A 20,977-nucleotide genomic window follows, 5' to 3' on the forward strand; every position below is an offset into this window, starting at 1 on the left:
GTATACTCCGGCGGACGACGCCGCGCGGGGAGTCCGGACGGCCCGCGCTTCGCAACATCACATCACTTGAGACGGATCGATGCAAGGAGGTTCCGATGACCCAACGCGCTCACGCGCCTTCGTCTTTCACTTTCCCGCTTAGGCTGAGCCACTGGATGAAAGGTTTCGCGCTCGCGCTGCCGCTCCTGAGCGCCCATGCGTTCGCACAAGATGCGAGCGCCGGCCCTGCGGGCGGCGTCTACAACCTGCTCGTCGGCACCTACGCGGACCCGGGCAGCGATGGCATCCACGTGTATCGCTTCGACACCGATTCGGGGCGCGTGACGCCCGTGTCGTCGGCGAAGGCCGAGAACTCGTCGTACCTCGTCGCAAGCCGCGACGGCCGCCACGTGTACGCGGTCAACGAGCTGCCCGGCGACGCCGGTCCGGCGAGCGTGCGCGGCGGCGTCAGCGCATTCGACTTCGACGCGAAGACGGGCGCGCTCGCATTCGTCAACCGCGTGTCGTCGGAAGGCAACGATCCGTGCTACCTGAGCCTGTCGCCGGACGGCAAGTATCTCGTCGCGGCGAACTATTCGGTCGCGTCCGATCCGGGCGGCAGCTTCTCGGTATTTCCGGTCGAGGCGACGGGCGCGCTCGGCGCTGCCGTGCTGAACGTGCATCACGAGGGCACGGGCCCCGTGAAGGGGCGCCAGGACGGCGCGCACGTCCATTCGACCGTGTTCTCGCCGGACGGCAAGTATCTGTTCGTGCAGGACCTCGGCGCGGACAAGATCTATTCGTACCGCTACACGCCGGACGGCAGCCGCGGGCTCGTCGGCCCGACCAATGCGCGCTACGCGCTCGTGAAGCCGGGCTCGGGCCCGCGCCATCTCGTGTTTGGCGCGAACGGGCGGTTCGCTTACGTGACCAACGAGCTGAACGCGTCGGTCGACGTGTATCGCTACGACGACGGCCGGCTCGCGCACGTCGAGACCGTTTCGATGACTGCGCCGGGTTTCGCCGGCAAGGTTGGCGGGGGCGCGCTGCACCTGTCGCCGGACGGGCGCTTCCTGTACGCGAGCAACCGCGGCGACGCAAACGACATCGTGATCTATGCGGTGAACCCGGCCGACGGCAAGCTGAAGCTCGCCGGCCGTCAATCGAGCCTCGGCAGGACGCCGCGCGAGTTCGCGATCGATCCGAGCGGCAAGTGGCTCATCGTCGGCAACCAGGACAGCGACAGCGTGTTCGTGTTCCGGCGCGACGTCGCGAGCGGCCGGCTCGAGCCGAATCCGGCGAAGATCGAGGTCGGCAAGCCGGTCGACTTCGAGTTCGTGCCGGTGCAGTAGCGGCGAGCGGCGCGCAGCGCGCGCGAACGCCGCAGCGGCTGGTCGGATCAGTCAGGGACGAGGCGGGAGCCGGACGCCGGGCGCCGAGTGCGTTCCGGTGGTTCGTTCGAGTTCGAGAATGAAAAACCCCCTCGCGTGTCGCGAGGGGGCTTTTGCTGCATTGCGTCGTGCCGCGCGGTGTCGAAGCCGTGCCGCGCGGCGGCACATGCACCGCGCGCTTATTCGGGCAGCGGCGGCGCGAGCACCTCGCGGCTGCCGTTGATGCCCATCGGCGACACGAGGCCCGCCGCCTCCATCTGCTCGACGAGCCGCGCCGCGCGGTTGTAGCCGATGCGCAACTGCCGCTGCACCGACGAGATCGACGCGCGCCGCGTGCGCACGACGAACGCGACGGCCTCGTCGTAGAGCGGATCGGCTTCCGCGTCCGGCGCCTCGCCGAACAGATCCTGCGACCCGCCTTCGGAGCCCGGCCCGTCGAGAATCCCTTCCTCGTACTGCGGTTCGCCGAACTGCTTCAGATACTCGACGATCCGGTGCACTTCCTCGTCCGCGACGAACGCGCCGTGTACGCGCTGCGGGTAGCCGGTGCCGGGCGGCAGGAACAGCATGTCGCCCTGGCCGAGCAGCGATTCGGCGCCCATCTGATCGAGGATCGTGCGCGAATCGATCTTCGACGACACCTGGAATGCGACGCGCGTCGGAATGTTCGCCTTGATGAGGCCCGTGATCACGTCGACGGACGGCCGCTGCGTCGCGAGGATCAGATGGATGCCCGCCGCGCGCGCCTTCTGCGCGAGCCGCGCGATCAACTCCTCGATCTTCTTGCCGGCGACCATCATCAGGTCCGCGAGCTCGTCGATCACGACGACGATGAGCGGCAGCGGCGACAGCGGCTCCGGATCGTCGGGCGTGAGCGAGAACGGGTTGCCGATCTTCTTTTCCTTCGCGGCGGCGTCGCGGATCTTCTGGTTGAAGCTCGCGAGATTGCGCACGCCGACGGCCGACATCAGCCGATAGCGCTTTTCCATCTCGCCGACGCACCAGTTGAGCGCGTTCGCGGCGAGCTTCATGTCGGTGACGACGGGCGCGAGCAGATGCGGGATGCCTTCGTAGACCGACAGCTCGAGCATCTTTGGATCGATCATGATGAGCCGCACGTCCTCGGGCGTCGCCTTGTAGAGGAGCGACACGATCATCGCGTTGATCGCGACCGACTTGCCCGAGCCGGTCGTGCCGGCGACGAGCATGTGCGGCGCCTTCGCAAGATCGGTGACGACGGGATTGCCGGTGATGTCCTTGCCCATCGCGAGCGTGAGCTGCGACGCCGAGTGCTGGTACTGGCGCGACGCGAGGATTTCGGACAGGCGGATCACTTGCCGCTTCGCGTTCGGCAGCTCGAGGCCCATGCAGGTCTTGCCGGGGATCGTCTCGACGACGCGGATCGACGTGAGGCCGAGGCCGCGCGACAGGTCCTTCATCAGGCCGACGATCTGGCTGCCGCGCACGCCGAGCGCGGGCTCGATCTCGAAGCGCGTGATCACGGGGCCGGCCGACGCGCCGACGACCGTCACCGGCACCTTGAACTCCTGCAGACGCTGCTCGATGATCTGGCCGGTTTGCGCGAGATGCTCGTCGGAGATCGCCTCGATGGTGTCGGCCGCGGGTTCGAGCAGATCGAGCGTCGGCAGTTCGACGTTCGACGCGGCGGGCGCGTGGAATTCGAACGCGTTCGGGCCCGGCTGGAGCATCGGGCGGGGGCGCTCGGCGGGGGCGGCGCTCGACGGCGCGGCGGCGACAGCATCCGATGTGGGCGGCATGGTTGGTGCGCCTGGCGTGCCCGGCGCTTGCGGCGCCCCAGGTGCGGCGGTGTGCGGCGACGGCGACGCGCCCGGCACGGTTGCGTTCGGCACGCTCGACACGTGGCCGGTCGGCGCCGGCGCGTACGATACGGTGACGTTCGGCGGCGTCATGCTCGGCGCGACGATCGGCGAGGCGACTGCACCGGGAGCGGCGACGCCTGTCGTTGCGGCCGTCGGCGCGCTCACGCTCGGCATGACGGACGGTGCGCCGGCGGGCGACGTGATTGCGGGCGCGGCGACTGCGTTCGAAGTGACTGCGGGCGCGGCGGCGAAGTTCGGCGCGGCGATGCCCGCCGCGCCGGCGGGCGGCACGCCGCCGCTCGGCGCGACTGCGCTTGGCCCGGCTGCGGCTGGCGGGATATTCGACGCACCGATGGGCGGCATGGCCGGGCGCGATGTGGGGACGGCCGTCGCGATCGCGACGGGCACGCTGGAGAACGTCGCGGCCGCGCGAGGCGCGGCGAAGTTCGACGTCTCCCCAGGCGCGACGGTGCGTGACGCCACGGCCTTCGTGACTGTGTCCGACGCGACGGGAGCGGGCATCGTCGTATCCGGCGTGGCGACCGATGCAGCGCCGGATGGTGCGGCGGCGCTCGATCCGCTCGGCGATTGCGTCGCTGGCGCGGGTGACGTCGCAGCGGACGTCGATCCGGCGGAGCCGGCGGTGGTGGCGGTGGCGGCGAAAGGCGTGTTCGGAACGGCTGTCGTCGATGCAGGCGACGGCATGGCGGCGGACGCCGCTCGATTGATCGCGGGCGTGCTGGCGGGCGTCGTCGGGGCGCTTGCCGGGGCGGCGGTCCCCGAGACGGTCTGGGCGGTCGCTGCCGCCGCACGGGCGGCGCCCTGCATGCCGAAGGCCGCGCCGGCCATGCCGACTGCGCCGGCTGCATTGCCCGTCGAGGTCTGTGTCGTCGAAGGCGGTGGAACGAGCGAGGCGGCCGAGATGGCCGGAGCGGTCAAGGCAGTCGGAGCAGTCGAGGCAGACGGCGACGTATCCATGGCCGGCATTGTCTGAGCCTTCGATTCGTTCGATACGACCGCGGCCTTCTCCAGCATCGGCGCAGTCGCGTTTTTGGTCGCGGCCAATGCGTCGCTGTTCCGGGCGCTCGTCGCGGGGCGTGCCGCGTCGCCCGTCCGGGGCAGGGCGGTTGCAGCACTCGCCGACGATTCGGCGGGCGCCGGTTGCGAGGCGGCCGCACTGATCGCGGCCGCAGCTCGTGTCGATTGCGGTTGCGCGTGCGATTCGGTTTGCATCGTCGCGGAAGGCGCAGCCGGGACGCCGGCGTCCACCGCGTCTTCCCATGGCGCGATCGCGCGCCGCGTGTCGACGGCTTGCGAAGCGCTCGCCATCGTGCGCGAGCCGAAAGCGACAGCCGGTTGCGGCACGGCTTGTGTGCTGTTGCCGCTGGCCGGCGCGATCGGCTTGCGGTCCACGGCGCCGCCGTTCGACGTGGCGGTCAGCGCGGCGCCTGCCGCGATCGGGGCGGCGGTTTGCGACGCGGGAGCGACGCTCGGTGCGGCTACGGATCGCTGCTCGCTTGCGACGACGGCGGTCGCCGGTTCCTGGCTTGGCGATGGCGTGTCGGCAATGCCGAATGCCGGCTCGTGCGGCGCAGCGTCGTCTCGCGGCTTCATATCGGGCGCGCCGGTCGGATCTTTTGCGTCGGCTGCTTCGGACGTTGCAACCGATGCAGGTTTCGTCACGGCGGCCGACCGGACCGCCTCGGCGTCGGCCGGGGCGTCGGATGCTGCTACCGCCGATTCAGCGGCGGGCGCGTCGGCTTCGGCAGGGGCGGCGGCATCGGCGTCGACCGTTGACCAGGCTACTTCGGCCGCCGGTGCGACAGCCTCGACGACAGGAGAAACCGCAGCCGCAGTCACTTCCTCTGCCGCTGGAATGCTCGATGCAACCGCCGCCGCCTCGATGGCCGACGGCACGGACGGCGCGCGCGCCGCTTCCGGCACCGAGGCGACACTCGTCGCGCCGGCGATCGTCGTCCATTGCGCGGCGTTGGCCTCGATCGAGCGCAGCGTCTCGTGCACGCTTGCTGCGGGCGCGATGCGTTCCGCGGGTTTTTCCGTCCACGCGTAGAGCGGCGCGCGCGCCGGGCCGGCCGGCCGCTTGCGTGCGGATTCTGCGATGGGTGCCGTGATCGGCGCGCGGGCGGGCTGTGGCAGCGTCGCGGCAAGATTGCGGCGCGGCGCGCTGGCCGCCGCCTGCCGCGACGGCGTGAACGTCATCGGCCGATTGCGAGCAGCCGATACGGCGGCCTGCGTCGCCGGGCGGCGCAGCACGAAGCGCTCGTCGGGCGTGGCGGGATGCGGTCCCGACCGCTTGCCGATCGCCGCGACGGCCGCGGTCGAGCCGATCGGCTTGGCGATGCCGGCCGCAGCCGGTGCGAACGGTGCGTGGGGCGTGCCGGACGAAACGTGCGTGCCGAGCGGGGCGGCCGCTCCGCCTGCCGACGCGGCGCCGCTTGCCGGCTTCGCGAGGCCGCCCGCCGGCATCGTTCCGGCAGCCCTTGCCGGGCCGGCCGCGGGTGCGGTCGAGACTGGATGCGGCGCTTTCGCCGCAATGCTTCCTTGCGTCGCCGGGCTCGCAGCTTTCGATACGCCGCTCGCCGACATCGCCGGCGTCGTCGGGTTGGCCGCTTGGGACGTGCTGCTCACGGGCCTGGCGGCGCCGGCCGTTTTCGCCGGCTCGCCCGTCGTCATGGCGCTGCCCGCCGTCTTCGAGAGTCCGCTCGCGGGTGCTGCGACCGCGGCCGCCTTCGCGACGCCGCTCGCCGCCGCTCCCGCCACCGCGGCTGCCGACGCCGCGCCGCGCGCGGACGCCCCCGGCTTGAGCCATCCGGAGGGCGCGGTCGGTTCCACCGCGGGTCGCGCCGCGGCGTTGCGTCGATCGCCGCGCTGCGCGTCGTTCGGCTTCCACAGCGTCGGCCGTGAAAAGCGGCCATTCTGCCGAGGCGCCATCGAGTTGACCGTGTGCGCGGTCGTCGGCTGCACGTCGGCTGCGCGGCGCACGCGCCGGTCGTCGTCGCGATGCAGCGCGGCGCGCGGCAGGTCCGCGACGCCGCGCGATTCGCCGCCGCGCTCGCGCGCGAAGCGGATACCGAACGACGCGTCGAGCCACGCGTTCACCTGCTGCCAGCGAACGCCGACGAGCCACGGCAGCCCGACGAAGAACAGCACGACCATCGCGAGCGGCGTGCCGACGTGCCCGAACACCCGTTCGAAGCCGCCCGCGAGCGTGTGGCCGAGCGCGTTCGTCGTCGCGTCGCCCGGCAGCGCGGTCGCGAGCGTGCAGTTCGCGACGAGCACGCAGAAGAAGCCGAGCCATAGCCGGATCGAGCCGTGACCCGCGAGGCCGCCGCCGCCCGGCAACATCGCCTTGACGAGCCGCCAGAAAAGAGGAATGAACCAGACGGCCGAGAGGCCGAACCAGCCGAGAACTACCGTTTGCATGCTCAGAAACTGGAGGAGGACGGGGCGCGACGCGCGACCCCGTCGAGTTTAACCGGTCGACGAAGTTGGTTTCGGGAACGGCGCGCGTCGTCGCGCCGTCGTCGTGCGCGCGCAACCCGGCGGGCAGCGCCCGCCGTCCGCTTCGCCGGCGGGGCCGTCCGACGCGCGTCGCTGCTTACTTGCTGTCGCGGCGCGCGAACGTCAGCGTCGCGCCGTCGTCGGTGATGAGGATCAACTGTTGAGGATCGCGCATCTGCACGCCGGCCTTCGCGATGTGGTCGAGCGCGGCGAGATAGTCTCGCTCGAGCGCGGCGCGCGCCGGCGCGATGCACGCCATCCGCGTGCCGACAAGCGGGCCGAAGCTCAGTACGCCGTTCTTCACGTCGTAGGCGCCCGCATAGCGGTTGCAGCCCGAGAAGCCGGCCGCGCGCCGCACGCCGGACTGCGTCGACAGCGCGAGCTTGATCGGCTCGCCGTTGTCGCCGTGCGGGACGTCGCGTTGCGAGCCGTCGGCATTGCGCCAGTTGACGAGCGCCCAGCTCGTGTCGTCGATCAGCTGGACCGTCGCGGGATTGAACGGATCGGGGGCGGGGGCGCTCGAGTCGGGATGCGTCGGCATCGTGCAGGCGGCGAGAAGCGCGGCGACGGTCAGCGCACCGAGCGGCGCGCGCAGCGAGCGGACAACGCGAAAGCGCATGTGCGCGGCTGCGGATGAATTGAACATGGCCTCGTTCCCCTTCGAATTTCAATGTTGCTGGCGAAGCCGTAAGGGTAACGCACTAGCGTCGTCGGACGCGAGCGGACAGTCGCCGCACGCGTTCGTTCGTGCGTCTTGCGGCAATGACGCGGGGCGTTTCTTGCGCGATTCGCCGGCAATGCGGTGCGTTGCCGAGGATTGCATCGGATCGTCGCGATGGTCGCGATGGCTTTGCGCGCGACGCATATGCGAGGCGAGACGTCGTTGTGAGCGTCGTTGGCGCGCGGGGATCGCGGATGGCGCGACGATGCCGGGCTTCCGAGGCGCGTCGAAGTCGCCGATCATTTTGTGGATGTGGACGACGCGACGGCGGGAGCGTCGCGAAGGCTGTGGAAGTCGCGAAGGTCGCAAGGGCTGCGATGTTCGTCGAACGCATGAATGAACGTGGCGGCTGCAAAGCCTCGCCGTCGCGACGTCCTGGCGCCCGCGAGCCGCGCGCCGCGCTTGCCGCCGCGCGGCGCCCAACGGCCGCGACCCGCCAAATCGACGGGCGGCGCACAGTCCCTGCGTGTTAACATCGCAAGTCATTTTCGCCATCCATCATTCAGCGGGAAATCTCATGCAGATCGGTCAGCGGCTCGGCACGCCGCTTTCGCCGTCCGCCACGCGCGTCATGTTGCTCGGCGCGGGCGAGTTGGGCAAGGAAGTCATCATCGCGTTGCAGCGGCTCGGCGTCGAAGTGATCGCCGTCGACCGCTATCCGAACGCGCCCGGACATCAGGTCGCGCATCGCGCGCACGTGATCGACATGACGGATCCGGACGCGCTGCGCGCACTCGTCGATGCGGAGCGCCCGCATCTCGTCGTGCCCGAAATCGAGGCGATCGCGACCGACGCGCTCGCCGCGATCGAAGCGGCCGGCGTCGCCGAAGTGATTCCGACCGCGCGTGCGACGCAGCTCACGATGAACCGCGAGGGCATCCGCCGGCTCGCGGCCGAGGAACTCGGGCTGCCGACGTCGCCGTACGCATTCGCGCAGTCGTTCGACGAATTCAAGGCGGCCGTCGCGCAGATCGGTTTCCCGTGCGTCGTGAAGCCCGTGATGTCGTCGTCGGGCAAGGGGCAGTCGGTCGTCAGGCGCGACGCCGACGTCGAGCCCGCGTGGCAGTACGCGATGGCGGGCGGCCGCGTGAATCACGGCCGCGTGATCGTCGAGGGCTTCATCCAGTTCGATTACGAGATCACGCAGCTCACGGTGCGCGCGATCGATCCGGCGAGCCTCGAGACGCGCACCTATTTCTGCGAGCCGATCGGGCACGTGCAGGTCGCGGGCGACTACGTCGAGTCGTGGCAGCCGCAGCCGATGAGCGCGAAGGCGCTCGAGCGCTCGCGCGACATCGCGCATCGCGTGACGGCCGCGCTCGGCGGCCGCGGGATCTTCGGCGTCGAGCTGTTCGTGCGCGGCGACGACGTCTGGTTCTCCGAAGTGAGCCCGCGTCCGCACGACACGGGGCTCGTCACGCTCGCGTCACAGCGCCAGTCGGAGTTCGAGCTGCACGCGCGCGCGATTCTCGGCTTGCCGGTCGAGCCCGCGCTCACGACGCCCGCCGCGTCGGCCGTGATCTACGGCGGGCTCGACGAAGCGGGCATCGCGTTCGAAGGCGTGCGCGACGCGCTCGCGGTGCCGGGCGCGGACCTGCGTCTGTTCGGCAAGCCGGAGAGCTTCGTCAAGCGCCGGATGGGCGTCGCGCTCGCGACGGGCGCGAACGTCGACGAAGCGCGCGAGCGCGCGAAGCGGGCGGCCGCCGCGGTGCGGCCGGTGTCCGCGCGCTGACGATGCGCGTTGCGCGCATCGGCGGATGTAGCGGATGTAGCGGATGTAGCGGATGTAGCGGATGTAGCGGATGTAGCGGATGTAGCGGATGTAGCGGATACGGCGGGGGGCTGCGATCGGTTCGTGTCGGTCGCGATGCCGCGTCGGTCCGCAAGCGGCAAGTCGAGGTTTCCGGGCCGCCGCGCGCGAGCATCGACGCGAAGGGGGCGCAGCGGGCCGGGAGAGGAGGTGGCGATGAAGTGGATGTTGATCCTTGCATTGTGTCTGTCGACGGCGGGCTGCGGGCTTGCCGCCGCGCCGTGCCGGATCGCGTCGACGGGGCTCAAGATCGTGCCCGTCGTCGGCCATGTCGCGGCGGCGCCGACCGACGCGTGCGCGGGCGTCATCGATCCGGATTGACGAAGCAACGGCCTGGATGCGCGGCGCGCGTCCATTGCTCGACGAGGAAAGGAATGAACATGAAAACGCTGGCTGTGCTCGGCGTCGCCGGTCTGTGCGTGGCCGCGAGCGCGGCGCATGCGGCGCGGCTGACCATCGAGGAGATCGACACCGATGCGCGCGAAACGGTCGTCTATCGGTGTGCGAACGAGCCGAAGCCGGTGCGGGTGTCGTACTGGCGCGCGGACAACGGGCAGAGCTTCGCGCTCGTGCCCGTCAACGAATCGCGGCTGCTGTTCGTCGATACCGTGTCGGCGTCGGGCGTCCGCTATCAGGCGGGCCGCTACATCTGGTGGACGAAGGGTCGCGACGCGAATTTGTACGACGAAATCGCGGGCGAGAAAGCGTCGCCCGTGCTCGGCGATTGCAGCGAGATCCAGAAGAAGCGCAAGAAGGGCTGAGCGGGGGGACGCGGCCGAGCTACACTGAGCGCCGCGCGGGCCGCGCCGACGAAGCCGTTTCACAATGGATGCTACAATACTGCCCTTTCTGCCGGCACTCCTGCCGGACGAAGCTTCGCGCGCGGCCTGGACGGCCTCAAGCGCCGGCGGTGCCCTGCGGCGCGCCGCAGCTTCGTCTTCATTCCGAAGTGGTTTGCGCAGCCTGTCTCGCGAGCGAGCATGCCGCGCGCTAGATGTCCCGCCGCGCCTTTTGAGCGAAACGCCACCATGTCCGATTCTGTTGCCACGCCTGTCGACGCGACGTTCGATCAATTCGGCCTTGCCGCCGAGATCCTGAAAGCGATTGCCGACCAGGGCTATACGACGCCGACGCCGATCCAGGCGAAGGCGATTCCGGTCGTGCTGTCCGGCCGCGACGTGATGGGCGCCGCGCAGACGGGCACCGGCAAGACCGCGAGCTTCTCGCTACCGATCATCCAGCGCCTGCTGCCGCAGGCGAACACGAGCGCGTCGCCCGCCCGCCACCCAGTGCGCGCGCTGATCCTCACGCCGACCCGCGAGCTCGCCGACCAGGTCGCCGCGAACGTGCACGCGTACGCGAAGCTCACGCCGCTGCGGAGCGCGGTCGTGTTCGGCGGTGTCGACATGAATCCGCAGATGGCCGAGCTGCGCCGCGGCGTCGAAATCCTGATCGCGACGCCGGGCCGCCTGCTCGATCACGTCCAGCAAAAGACCGCGAATCTCGGCCAGGTGCAGATCCTCGTGCTCGACGAAGCGGACCGGATGCTCGACATGGGCTTCCTGCCCGATCTGCAGCGCATCCTGAACCTGCTGCCGAAAGAGCGTCAGACGCTGCTGTTCTCGGCGACGTTCTCGCCTGAAATCAAGAAGCTCGCGTCGACCTATCTGCGCAACCCGCAGACGATCGAAGTCGCGCGCAGCAACGCGACCGCGACGAACGTTACACAGGTCGTCTACGACGTCGCCGAGGGCGACAAGCAGGCGGCCGTCGTCAAGCTGATCCGCGACCGCGCGCTCAAGCAGGTGATCGTGTTCTGCAACAGCAAGATCGGCGCGAGCCGCCTGGCGCGCCAGATCGAGCGCGACGGGATCGTCGCGTCGGCGATCCACGGCGACCGTTCGCAAAGCGAGCGGATGCAGGCGCTCGACGCGTTCAAGCGCGGCGAGATCGAAGCGCTCGTCGCGACCGACGTCGCTGCGCGCGGTCTCGACATCGTCGAGCTGCCGGCCGTCATCAACTTCGATCTGCCGTTCAGCGCGGAAGACTACGTGCACCGGATCGGCCGCACGGGGCGCGCGGGCGCGTCAGGCGACGCGCTGTCGCTATGCAGCCCGAACGAGCGCAAGCAGCTTGCCGACATCGAGAAGCTGATCAAGCGCGTGCTGCCGCTCGAGGCGCTCGAGCTCGACCTGCCGCGTCACCGCCACGACGACCGCGGCGGCCGCCGCGAGCGCGACCGTGACGAGCGCCGCGGCCCATCCGTCGGCCGCCGTTCGGCGGGCGGCGAGCGCCCGCATCATGCGCGCCGCGAAGCGCCGATCGACGATTTCTTCCTGAAGCCGTACGAGCCGTCGACGCCGGCGCGCAGTTCGGAAGAGGCGAAGCCCGTGCAGCCGGAGAAGAAGGCGCCGAAGCAGCCGCTCGCCGCGCTGCTCGGCGGGTTCGGGATGCCGCGCAAGACGTCGTCGTGATGCGGGGTTGAGCGTCGATGGGCGCCGGGAATGGCGCTGCGGTACATGAGAAGCGGGCGGGTGCGTGAGCACCCGCCCGCTTTGTTTTGCGCGCGGGGCGCGCGGGGCGTCGGTCGAGCTTGGGGCGAACGGGCGGCGTTGTCGCGGCCGGACTGCACATGAACCGGTCGGCAGGAGGACGGCCGAGAAGAAGATGTCGCGACGGATGCGCGGCGATGCCGACGATTGCGGCAGGAAATGGTGCAGCCAGGCGATGGGTCAAGCGACGGGGCGAAGCAATGCGAATGCAGCCACGCGCCGCGCAGACGTCACCGACGCGCGTTCGGTCCGAAACGCCAATCCCACGCAGCGATTGCAGCCGGATAGAACGCGTGGAGCGACGCGCACGCCCCGGCGTCGAGCGACAGCCCGAGATGCCGCGCGGCGGCGGCGAGCGCGGGCAGCGGCGCGGCGGGGTCGAGCGCGGTCGCGCCCGTCTGCTTGCTGAGCTTTTCGCCGTTCGCATCGACGACGACGGGCACGTGGAGATAGCTCGGCGTCGGCAGCCCGAGGCAGCGCTGCAAGTGGATCTGACGCGCGGTCGAGTCGAGCAGATCCGCGCCGCGTACGACGTGCGTGATGCCCGCGTCGCCGTCGTCGACGACGACCGCGAGCTGGTACGCCCATTGCCCGTCCGCGCGCTTCAGTACGAAATCGCCGACTTCCGTCGCGAGATTCTGCGTCTGCGTGTGCTGCCACCGATCGTCGAAACTGACGACGGCTGCCGCGCCGTCCGGCACGCGCAGCCGCCACGCGCGTGCGGGCTTGCCGCGCAGGCCGTCGCGGCAGGTGCCGGGATAAGCGAGCGTCGTATGCCGCTCGTGCGCGGCGCGCAGCGAATCGGCGATCTCCTTGCGCGAACAGCCGCACGGATAGACGAGCCCCGCGGCCGTGAGCTGTTCGAGCGCCGCCGTGTAGTGTGCGACGCGCATGCTTTGCCGGACGGGCGGCTCGTCGGGGACGAATCCGAAGCGGGTCAGCGTCGCGAGGATGTCCTCGGCCGCGCCGGGCACCGTGCGCTGACCGTCGATGTCCTCGATCCGCACGAGCCACGCGCCGCCCCATGCGCGCGCGTCGAGCCAGCTCGCGAGCGCGCCGACGAGCGAGCCGAAATGCAGCGGGCCGGTGGGCGACGGCGCGAAGCGCCCGCGATAGCCTGTCATTCGATGTGGCGCGTGACGAAGCGCAGAAGCGGACGCGCGGCGTCAGGCGGCGTGCGCCGGCTCGGCAGGACGGCTCGCACGCTCGCCGGAATGGCACGCGGGACAAGACTTGCCGGGCACGTAGAGCGGCGATTGCTGCGCTTCGGCCGGCACGACCGCGCGGCACGCGAAGCACGTGACGTCGGGCGTCGGCTCGAGGCTCGGATTGAGCGCGGTGCGGTAATCGAACACGAAGCAGTCGCCGTGATAATGCGCGCCGCCCACTTCCTCGAAGTACTTGAGGATGCCGCCTTCGAGCTGATAGACGTGGTCGATGCCGACGTCCTTCATGTGGATCGCCGCCTTCTCGCAGCGAATGCCGCCCGTGCAGAACGACACGATGGTCTTGCCGTCGAGGTCCGCGCGGTTCGCCTCGATCACTGCGGGGAACTGGCTGAACTTGTCGATCCGGTAGTCGAGCGCGTTGTCGAACGTGCCGACGTCGACCTCGAACGCGTTGCGCGTATCGAGCATCACGACGGGGCGGCCCGCGTCGTCGTGCCCCCGGTCGAGCCAGGTCTTCAACGTCTGCGCGTCGACGGACGGCGCGCGGCCGAGCTCCGGCTTGATCGCCGGCTTCTTCATCGTGATGATCTCGCGCTTCAGGCGCACGAGCATGCGGCGGAACGGCTGCGAATCGGACAGGCTCTCCTTGAACTGCAGGTCCGCGAGCTTGTCTTCGAACAGCGGATCGTGGCGGAGATAGTCGACGAAGGCGTCGGTCGCTTCGCGGGAGCCCGCGATGAACAGATTGATGCCCTCGGGGGCGAGCAGGATCGTGCCGCGCAGCCCGAGCGCATCGCAGCGCGCGGTGATGAGCGGCCGCCATTGCTCGATCGAGTCGAGCGAGACGAAGCGGTAGGCGGCGAGGTTGACGGTAGTCATGTCGGTCGGTAAGGCGGCTGCGGCCCGACGGCGCTGCAGCGCGAAAAAGGGCGCGGCGGGGCGGGCGGGCAGGAGCGGACGAAAACGGAAAGCCGTATTATCCCGCAAACTGCGCGGCTTTCCGCAGTCGGCCGAACGGACGATGTGCGACGGCGGGACGCGGCACCGTCGCAGAAGGCAAATCGGCTCGGCCGCTTGGGCGGGGTGCCGTCGATTCTCAGCGCTGCCGGATCGTCGAATCGCCGGGTTGATGGGTTGATGGGTTGATGGGTTGATGGGTTGACGGGGGGACGCCGGACCGCCGCATTGCTGGTCCGTCGATCCACCGGATATCGGGCCGTCCCATATCGGACAGGGCCTGAGCAACCGCGAATCGCCTCCCGCGCGGTCTCGCACGACCAAGCCGCCCGCCGACCCGCGCCGGCACTCGGCCGAACGGCCAACGCCGCATTTTTTGGCCGGCCCGAACGGTGGCCGACCCCGGGGCCAGCTACAATAGCGCCCATGTCAGATCCCCGTTTCGTTCATCTTCGCGTTCACTCCGAATTCTCGATTGCCGACGGCATCGTGCGTCTCGACGATATCGTCAAGGCGGCGGCCGCCGACGGTCAGGGCGCGCTCGCCCTGACCGACCTCGGCAACGCGTTCGGTCTCGTCCGTTTCTACAAGGAAGCCCGCGACGCGGGCATCAAGCCGATCGCCGGCTGCGACGTCTGGATTACCAATCACGACGATCGCGACAAGCCGTCGCGGCTGCTGCTGCTCGTCAAGGACAAGCGCGGCTACCTGAATCTCTGCGAGCTGCTGTCGAAGGCGTGGCTCACGAATCAATACCGCGGCCGCGCGGAACTCGACGCGAGCTGGCTCGAAGGCGAGCTCGCCGAAGGGTTGCTCGCGCTGTCGGGCGCGCAGCAGGGCGACATCGGCCTCGCGCTCGCGGCCGGCAACGAAGCGGCCGCGCGCCGTCACGCGGAGCGCTGGGCGAAGACGTTCCCCGGCGGTTTCTACATCGAATTGCAGCGCTACGGCCAGCCGGGCGCGGAAGCGTACGTCCAGCAGGCGGCGACGATCGCCGCCGAGCTGAAGCTGCCCGTCGTCGCGACACATCCGCTGCAGTTCATGACCTCCGACGACTTCACCGCGCACGAGGCGCGCGTGTGCATTTCGGAAGGCGACATCCTCGCGAATCCGCGCCGCCAGAAGCGCTTCACGACCGATCAGTTCTTCCGCACGCAGGGCGACATGGCCGCGCTGTTCGCCGACCTGCCGTCGGCGCTCGCGAACACGGTCGAGATCGCGAAGCGCTGCAACCTGACGCTCGAGCTCGGCAAGCCGAAGCTGCCGCTCTTCCCGACGCCCGACGGCATGTCGCTCGACGACTATCTCGTGCAACTGTCGAAGGAAGGGCTCGAGAAGCGTCTCGTGCAGCTCTATCCGGACGAGGCCGAGCGCGAAGCGCAGCGCGACACGTACTACCAGCGCCTCGATTTCGAATGCGGCACGATCAAGAAGATGGGCTTTCCGGGCTACTTCCTGATCGTCGCGGACTTCATCAACTGGGCGAAGAACAACGGCGTGCCGGTCGGCCCGGGCCGGGGCTCGGGCGCGGGGTCGCTCGTCGCATACTCGCTCGGCATCACGGATCTCGATCCGCTGCGCTATAACCTGCTGTTCGAGCGCTTCCTGAATCCGGAGCGCGTGTCGATGCCCGACTTCGACATCGACTTCTGCCAGCACGGGCGCGATCGCGTGATCCAGTACGTGAAGGAGAAGTACGGCGCGGACGCGGTGTCGCAGATCGCGACGTTCGGCACGATGGCCGCGAAGGCGGCTGTGCGCGACATCGGCCGCGTGCTCGATCTCGGCTACATGTTCACCGACGGCGTCGCGAAGCTGATCCCGTTCAAGCCGGGCAAGCACGTGACGATCGCCGACGCGATGAAGGAAGAGCCGCTCCTGCAGGAGCGCTACGACAACGAGGACGAAGTTCATCAGCTCCTCGATCTCGCGCAGCGCGTCGAGGGCCTCACGCGCAACGTCGGGATGCACGCGGGCGGCGTGCTGATCGCGCCCGGCAAGCTCACCGATTTCTGCCCGCTCTACACGCAGGGCGACGACGGCGGCGTCGTCAGCCAGTACGACAAGGACGACGTCGAAGCCGTCGGCCTCGTGAAGTTCGATTTTCTGGGTCTGACGACGCTCACGATCCTCGACTGGGCCGAGCGCTACATCCGCCGTCTCGATCCGAGCAAGGAGAACTGGTCGCTCGCGCAAGTGCCGCTCGACGATCCCGCGTCGTTCCAGATGCTCAAGAAGGCGAACACCGTCGCCGTGTTCCAGCTGGAAAGCCGCGGGATGCAGGGGATGCTGAAGGATGCGCAGCCCGACCGCTTCGAGGACATCATCGCGCTCGTGTCGTTGTACCGTCCGGGCCCGATGGACCTGATCCCGAGCTTCTGCGCGCGCAAGCACGGGCGCGAGAAGGTCGAGTATCCGGATCCGCGCGTCGAACCCGTCCTGAAAGAGACCTACGGCATCATGGTCTATCAGGAGCAGGTGATGCAGATGGCGCAGATCATCGGCGGCTACTCGCTCGGCGGCGCGGACTTGCTGCGTCGCGCGATGGGCAAGAAGAAGCCCGAGGAGATGGCCAAGCATCGCGAGATTTTCGCCGAGGGGGCCGCGAAAAACGGTCTCTCGCGCGAAAAGTCAGACGAGATCTTCGACCTGATGGAGAAGTTCGCGGGCTACGGCTTCAACAAGTCGCACGCGGCCGCGTACGCGCTGCTTGCGTACTACACCGCTTGGCTGAAGGCGCACCATCCGGCCGAATTCATGGCGGCCAACATGACGCTCGCGATGGACGACACCGACAAGGTGAAGATCCTGTTCGACGACTGCGTCGTCAATGGGCTCGCCGTGCTGTCGCCCGACATCAATCAATCGCATTACCGCTTCGAGCCGGTCGCGGAAGCCGACGGCAAGCGCTCGCGCACGATCCGCTACGGCCTCGGCGCGATCAAGGGCAGCGGCCAGAACGCGATCGAAGAGATTCTGCGCGCGCGCGAAGAGAAGCCGTTCACTGATCTGTTCGATTTCTGCGAGCGGATCGACCGGCGCGTCGTGAACCGCCGGACGATCGAGGCGCTGATTCGCGCGGGCGCGCTCGATTCGCTGCACGCGAATCGCGCGCAACTGCTCGCGTCGGTGCCGCTCGCGATGGAGGCTGCCGAGCAGGCGGCCGCGAACGCGCTGCAGGCAGGACTCTTCGACATCGGCGGCGAGCCCGCGCACCAGCACGCGCTCGTCGACGAGCCCGCTTGGGACGACAAGCGCCGCTTGCAGGAAGAGAAGGGTGCGCTCGGCTTCTATCTGTCCGGCCACCTGTTCGACGCGTATCGCGACGAGGTGCGACGCTTCGTGCGCCAGAAGCTCGGCGAGCTGAAGGAAGGGCGCGACAAGGTGGTTGCGGGCGTGATCGCGTCGCTGCGCACGCAGATGACCCAGCGCGGCAAGATGGTGATCGCGCTGCTCGACGACGGCACCGGCCAGTGCGAAGTCACCGTGTTCAACGAGCAGTTCGACGTGAACCGTGCGCTTTTCAAGGAAGACGAGTTGCTGATCGTCCAGGGGCAGGCGCGCAACGACGCGTTCACGGGCGGGATCCGCTTCACCGCCGATTCGGTGATGGATATCGAGCGCGCACGCAGCCGCTACGCGCAGGCGGTGCGGATGACGATGAACGGCAATGCGGACGCAGCGGCGCTGCGCCGCGTGCTCGAAGCGCACGTCGCGAAGCCCGACGAGACGCCGGCCGTCGAAGCCCCGGCGCCGCGCGGCGGCCGCGACGGCGGGCGCCGCGCGGCGCCCGTGATACCGAACGGCCTCGCCGTGCGGATCGCGTACAGCAACGCGCGCGCGCAAGGCGAGATGCGCCTGGGCGACGCCTGGCGCGTAAAGCCGAGCGATGCGCTGCTCGCGGATCTGCGCGCGGCGTTCGGCGGCAGCGTCGTCGAGATCGTCTACTGACCCCAAGCACGTTTTTCGGATTTTTTTGAGGGCATTTTGAGCGTCAAGCCTACCCTAAGCAAACCGATCGGCGGTCAGGACGCGTCGTCGCCTGCCGTCGTGATGCGCCGCCTCTGGCCGCATGTGAAACCGCTCGTATGGGTGCTCGTCGCCGGCGTGCTCGCGATGGCCGGGGTCGCCGCGACGGAAGCCGGGATTCCGATGCTGCTGCAGCCGCTTCTCGATCACGGCTTCGGCTCGAAGGGCGACATAACGACGAAGCTGTACGTGCCTGTCGCCATCGTCGGCCTCGCGCTCGTGCGCGCGATCGCGCAATACACGTCCGGTTATCTGCTGCAGTACGTATCGAACCGCATCCTGCTCGATCTGCGCATCCAGATGTTCGACCGGATGATTCACACGGGCGTGTCGTTCTTCCAGCGCGAGACGGCGAGCACGGTGATCAACGCGATCGTGTTCGAAGTGAATCAGGTGCTCAGCGTGCTGATGAGCGTCACGATCACGCTCGTGCGCGATTCGCTCACGGTCCTATTCCTGCTCGGCTACCTGTTCTATCTGAACTGGCGCCTGACGCTCATCGTCGCGGTCCTGTTGCCCTGCATCGGCTGGCTCGTCGGCAAGATCAACCGGCGGCTGCGGCGCCTGAATCGCGAGCACCAGACGCTCACGAACCAGCTCGCGTACATCGTCGAGGAGACTGTCGGCGGCTACAAGGTCGTCAAGGTCCACAACGGCGAGCCGTACGAGATCGGACGCTTCAACGAACTGAGCCGCAAGCTGCGCGGCTATTCGATGCGAATGACGGTGTCGGGCGGGCTCGCGCAGCCACTCACGCAGTTCCTCGCGTCGATCGCGCTCGCCGTCGTGCTGACGATCGCGGTCGTCCAGTCCTCGAACGATCAGACGACGGTCGGCGGCTTCGTCGCGTTCGTGACGGCGATGCTGCTCATCATCTCGCCGCTCAAGCACCTGATGGACGTGAACCAGCCGCTGCAGCGCGGGATGACGGCGGCCGAGCTGATCTTCGGGCTGATCGACGAGCCGCGCGAGCCCGAGGGCGGCGGCAAGCCGCTCGCGCGCGCGTCGGGCGCGATCGAGTTCAGCCACGTGTCGTTCTCGTACGGCGCGTCGCGCGACGGGAGGCATACGCTCGACGACGTGTCGTTCACCGTCGCGCCGGGAGAGATGGTCGCACTCGCGGGGCCGTCGGGCAGCGGCAAGACGACACTCGTCAATCTGCTGCCGCGCTTCTTCGATCCATCGTCGGGCGCGGTGCGCGTCGACGGCGTCGCGCTGCCCGAATACAGCCTGCATGACCTGCGCAACCAGATCGCGATGGTGAGCCAGGACGTCGTGCTGTTCAACGACACGATCGCGGCAAACGTCGCGTACGGCCAGACGGCGGAGCGCGATCGCGTCGAGGCGGCGCTGCGCGCGGCGAATCTGTGGGATACCGTCACTGCGATGCCCGACGGCATCGATACGCTCGTCGGCGACAACGGGATGCGCCTGTCGGGCGGCCAGCGCCAGCGGCTCGCGATCGCCCGCGCGATCTACAAGGATGCGCCGATCCTGATTCTCGACGAGGCGACGTCCGCGCTCGATTCCGAATCCGAACGGCACGTGCAGGCTGCGCTCGAGACGCTGATGAAGGGCCGCACGACGCTCGTGATCGCGCACCGCCTGTCGACGATCGAACGGGCGGACCGGATCCTCGTGCTCGAGGCGGGCAGGATCGTCGAGAGCGGCAGCCATCGCGAGCTGCTGGAGCAAGGCGGGTTGTACGCGCATCTGCATCGCATTCAGTTCCAGCAGGACGCAGGGTGAGCGGCGGGCATTCGGGCGGACGGCGCCCCGGCGAGCAGGATCGCCGCGTGATGAAAATCGGCCTGTCCTGCAACGCGTTCAAGTATGGCGGGGGGCTCGAGCGCTACGCGATCGACCTCGCGCGCGGTCTCGACGGTTTCGGCATCCGGCCCGCAGTTTTTGCGCGATCGTTCGATCCGTCGATGCCGGAATACGGTTGTGTCGAGCCACACCGGATCGACGTATCGTTTCTGCCCGGCAAGTGCCGCGACGCCTGGTTCTCGTGGCGGCTGCGCGCCGCCCGCCGCGCGTCGCCCGTCGACGTGCTGATCGGCTGCAACCGGGTCGATTCGTCGGAGATCGCGATCTGCGGCGGCACCCATCTCGGTTTTCTCGACGCGATCGGCCGTGCGCCGACATTCTTCGATCGCAGGCAGATCGCGCTCGAGCGCCGTCAATACGAGCGCGCGCGCTTCGTCGTCGCGCACTCGATGCTGATGCGCGATGAGCTGCGCCGCTTCTACGGGCTCGGCGACGACAAGATTCGCGTGCTGTTCCCGCCCGTCGACGCCGCGCGCTTCACGCCTGTCGATGCGGCGCGGCGCGCCGAACTGCGCAGGCGTTTCGGCTTCGCCGACGACGAGGTCGTGCTGCTGTTTCCGTCGAGCAGCCACGAGCGCAAGGGGCTGCCGCTCATCGAAGCGGTGCTGCGCGACGGCGGGCCGCCCGTCGTCGTCGCGGTCGCGGGCCGGCCGCCCGAGCGGACGTCCGAGCGGCTGCGCTATGTCGGCTACGTGAAGGACATCGAGGACGGCTATCGCGCCGCCGATTTCACGATCCTCGCGTCGAGATACGAGCCGTTCGGGCTCGTCGGCATCGAGTCGGTGATGTGCGGAACGCCCGTCATCCTGTCGTCGAATGTCGGCTGCTGCGACGCGATCGCGCCGTCGGCGAAGCGCGTGTTCGCGCCGGGGGATACGGCCGGGCTGCGCGCCACGCTCGACGATGCAGTGCGCCAGGTGCGCGCGTGCGCGGCCCGGGTCGAATCGACCGCGGCCGCGCACGCGGCGATCGAGTACGATCCGAGCGTCGCGCGCCATGTCGCGCAACTGCTCGATCTGGCCGCCGAGGCGGCCGGCCGCGGGCGCGTCGCCCGGGCATGACGCGCGTTCGCGCGTCGCTTACAGTCATTCTTTCATCAGGATATTGGCTCAGGAAGCGCTTGGGCCGAATGGTATACTCCGCGAGTTCGGCTCAGCCCGCGACGCGCGGTAAAGC

12 protein-coding genes are annotated in these 20,977 nt (G+C 69.0%); 8 read left to right on the plus strand and 4 right to left on the minus strand.

What is annotated here, in order from left to right:
• Positions 1-155 precede the first annotated feature (155 nt).
• Positions 156-1,331: a lactonase family protein gene (locus WS69_RS03700; RefSeq protein WP_059469459.1), complete on the plus strand. Its 1,176-nt coding sequence runs from the start codon at positions 156-158 to the stop codon at positions 1,329-1,331.
• Positions 1,332-1,549: 218 nt separating this feature from the next.
• Here the strand turns inward: WS69_RS03700 and WS69_RS03705 are convergent, their stop codons facing one another.
• Positions 1,550-6,655, minus strand: a complete 5,106-nt coding sequence (locus WS69_RS03705) for a DNA translocase FtsK (RefSeq protein ID WP_059469460.1) — start codon at positions 6,653-6,655, stop codon at positions 1,550-1,552.
• A 175-nt stretch (positions 6,656-6,830) separates the two neighbouring features.
• A complete protein-coding gene (locus WS69_RS03710) occupies positions 6,831-7,379 on the minus strand; it encodes an META domain-containing protein (RefSeq protein WP_059469461.1) in 549 nt (182 codons plus the stop codon).
• Positions 7,380-7,971: 592 nt separating this feature from the next.
• Between WS69_RS03710 and purT the strand changes: the two genes are divergently transcribed.
• From purT to WS69_RS03730, 4 genes are all read left to right on the plus strand, one after another.
• Positions 7,972-9,186 (plus strand): formate-dependent phosphoribosylglycinamide formyltransferase, encoded by a 1,215-nt coding sequence (gene purT, locus WS69_RS03715; protein WP_059469462.1) that lies wholly within the window; start codon positions 7,972-7,974, stop codon positions 9,184-9,186.
• Between the two features lie 234 nt (positions 9,187-9,420).
• Positions 9,421-9,585, plus strand: a complete 165-nt coding sequence (locus WS69_RS32915; RefSeq protein WP_059469513.1) for a DUF6726 family protein — start codon at positions 9,421-9,423, stop codon at positions 9,583-9,585.
• A 53-nt stretch (positions 9,586-9,638) separates the two neighbouring features.
• Positions 9,639-10,025, plus strand: a complete 387-nt coding sequence (locus WS69_RS03725; RefSeq protein WP_059469463.1) for an MliC family protein — start codon at positions 9,639-9,641, stop codon at positions 10,023-10,025.
• Positions 10,026-10,292: 267 nt separating this feature from the next.
• Positions 10,293-11,738, plus strand: coding sequence for a DEAD/DEAH box helicase (locus WS69_RS03730; RefSeq protein ID WP_059469464.1), 1,446 nt, complete (start codon positions 10,293-10,295; stop codon positions 11,736-11,738).
• Between the two features lie 308 nt (positions 11,739-12,046).
• Here the strand turns inward: WS69_RS03730 and gluQRS are convergent, their stop codons facing one another.
• Both gluQRS and WS69_RS03740 read right to left on the minus strand, forming a co-directional pair.
• Positions 12,047-12,940, minus strand: a complete 894-nt coding sequence (gluQRS, locus tag WS69_RS03735) for a tRNA glutamyl-Q(34) synthetase GluQRS (protein ID WP_059469465.1) — start codon at positions 12,938-12,940, stop codon at positions 12,047-12,049.
• 42 nt (positions 12,941-12,982) lie between these two features.
• On the minus strand, positions 12,983-13,864 hold the full coding sequence (locus WS69_RS03740) for a sulfurtransferase (protein WP_059469466.1): 882 nt from the start codon (positions 13,862-13,864) through the stop codon (positions 12,983-12,985).
• Positions 13,865-14,368: 504 nt separating this feature from the next.
• Between WS69_RS03740 and dnaE the strand changes: the two genes are divergently transcribed.
• The 3 genes from dnaE to WS69_RS03755 are packed head-to-tail and all read left to right on the plus strand — an operon-like array spanning position 14,369 to position 20,862.
• Complete coding sequence (dnaE, locus tag WS69_RS03745) at positions 14,369-17,893, plus strand: DNA polymerase III subunit alpha (RefSeq protein WP_059469467.1); 3,525 nt, start codon at positions 14,369-14,371, stop codon at positions 17,891-17,893.
• A gap of 36 nt (positions 17,894-17,929) precedes the next feature.
• The gene (msbA, locus tag WS69_RS03750) at positions 17,930-19,720 is read left to right on the plus strand and encodes a lipid A export permease/ATP-binding protein MsbA (RefSeq protein ID WP_059469468.1); all 1,791 of its coding nucleotides are present in this window, start codon (positions 17,930-17,932) and stop codon (positions 19,718-19,720) included.
• Positions 19,721-19,770: 50 nt separating this feature from the next.
• Positions 19,771-20,862, plus strand: coding sequence for a glycosyltransferase family 4 protein (locus WS69_RS03755; RefSeq protein ID WP_059469514.1), 1,092 nt, complete (start codon positions 19,771-19,773; stop codon positions 20,860-20,862).
• Positions 20,863-20,977 lie beyond the last annotated feature (115 nt).

Origin of the sequence: Burkholderia sp. BDU5 (assembly GCF_001522845.1) — a bacterium.
GTDB classification, from domain to species: Bacteria; Pseudomonadota; Gammaproteobacteria; order Burkholderiales; family Burkholderiaceae; genus Burkholderia; species Burkholderia mayonis.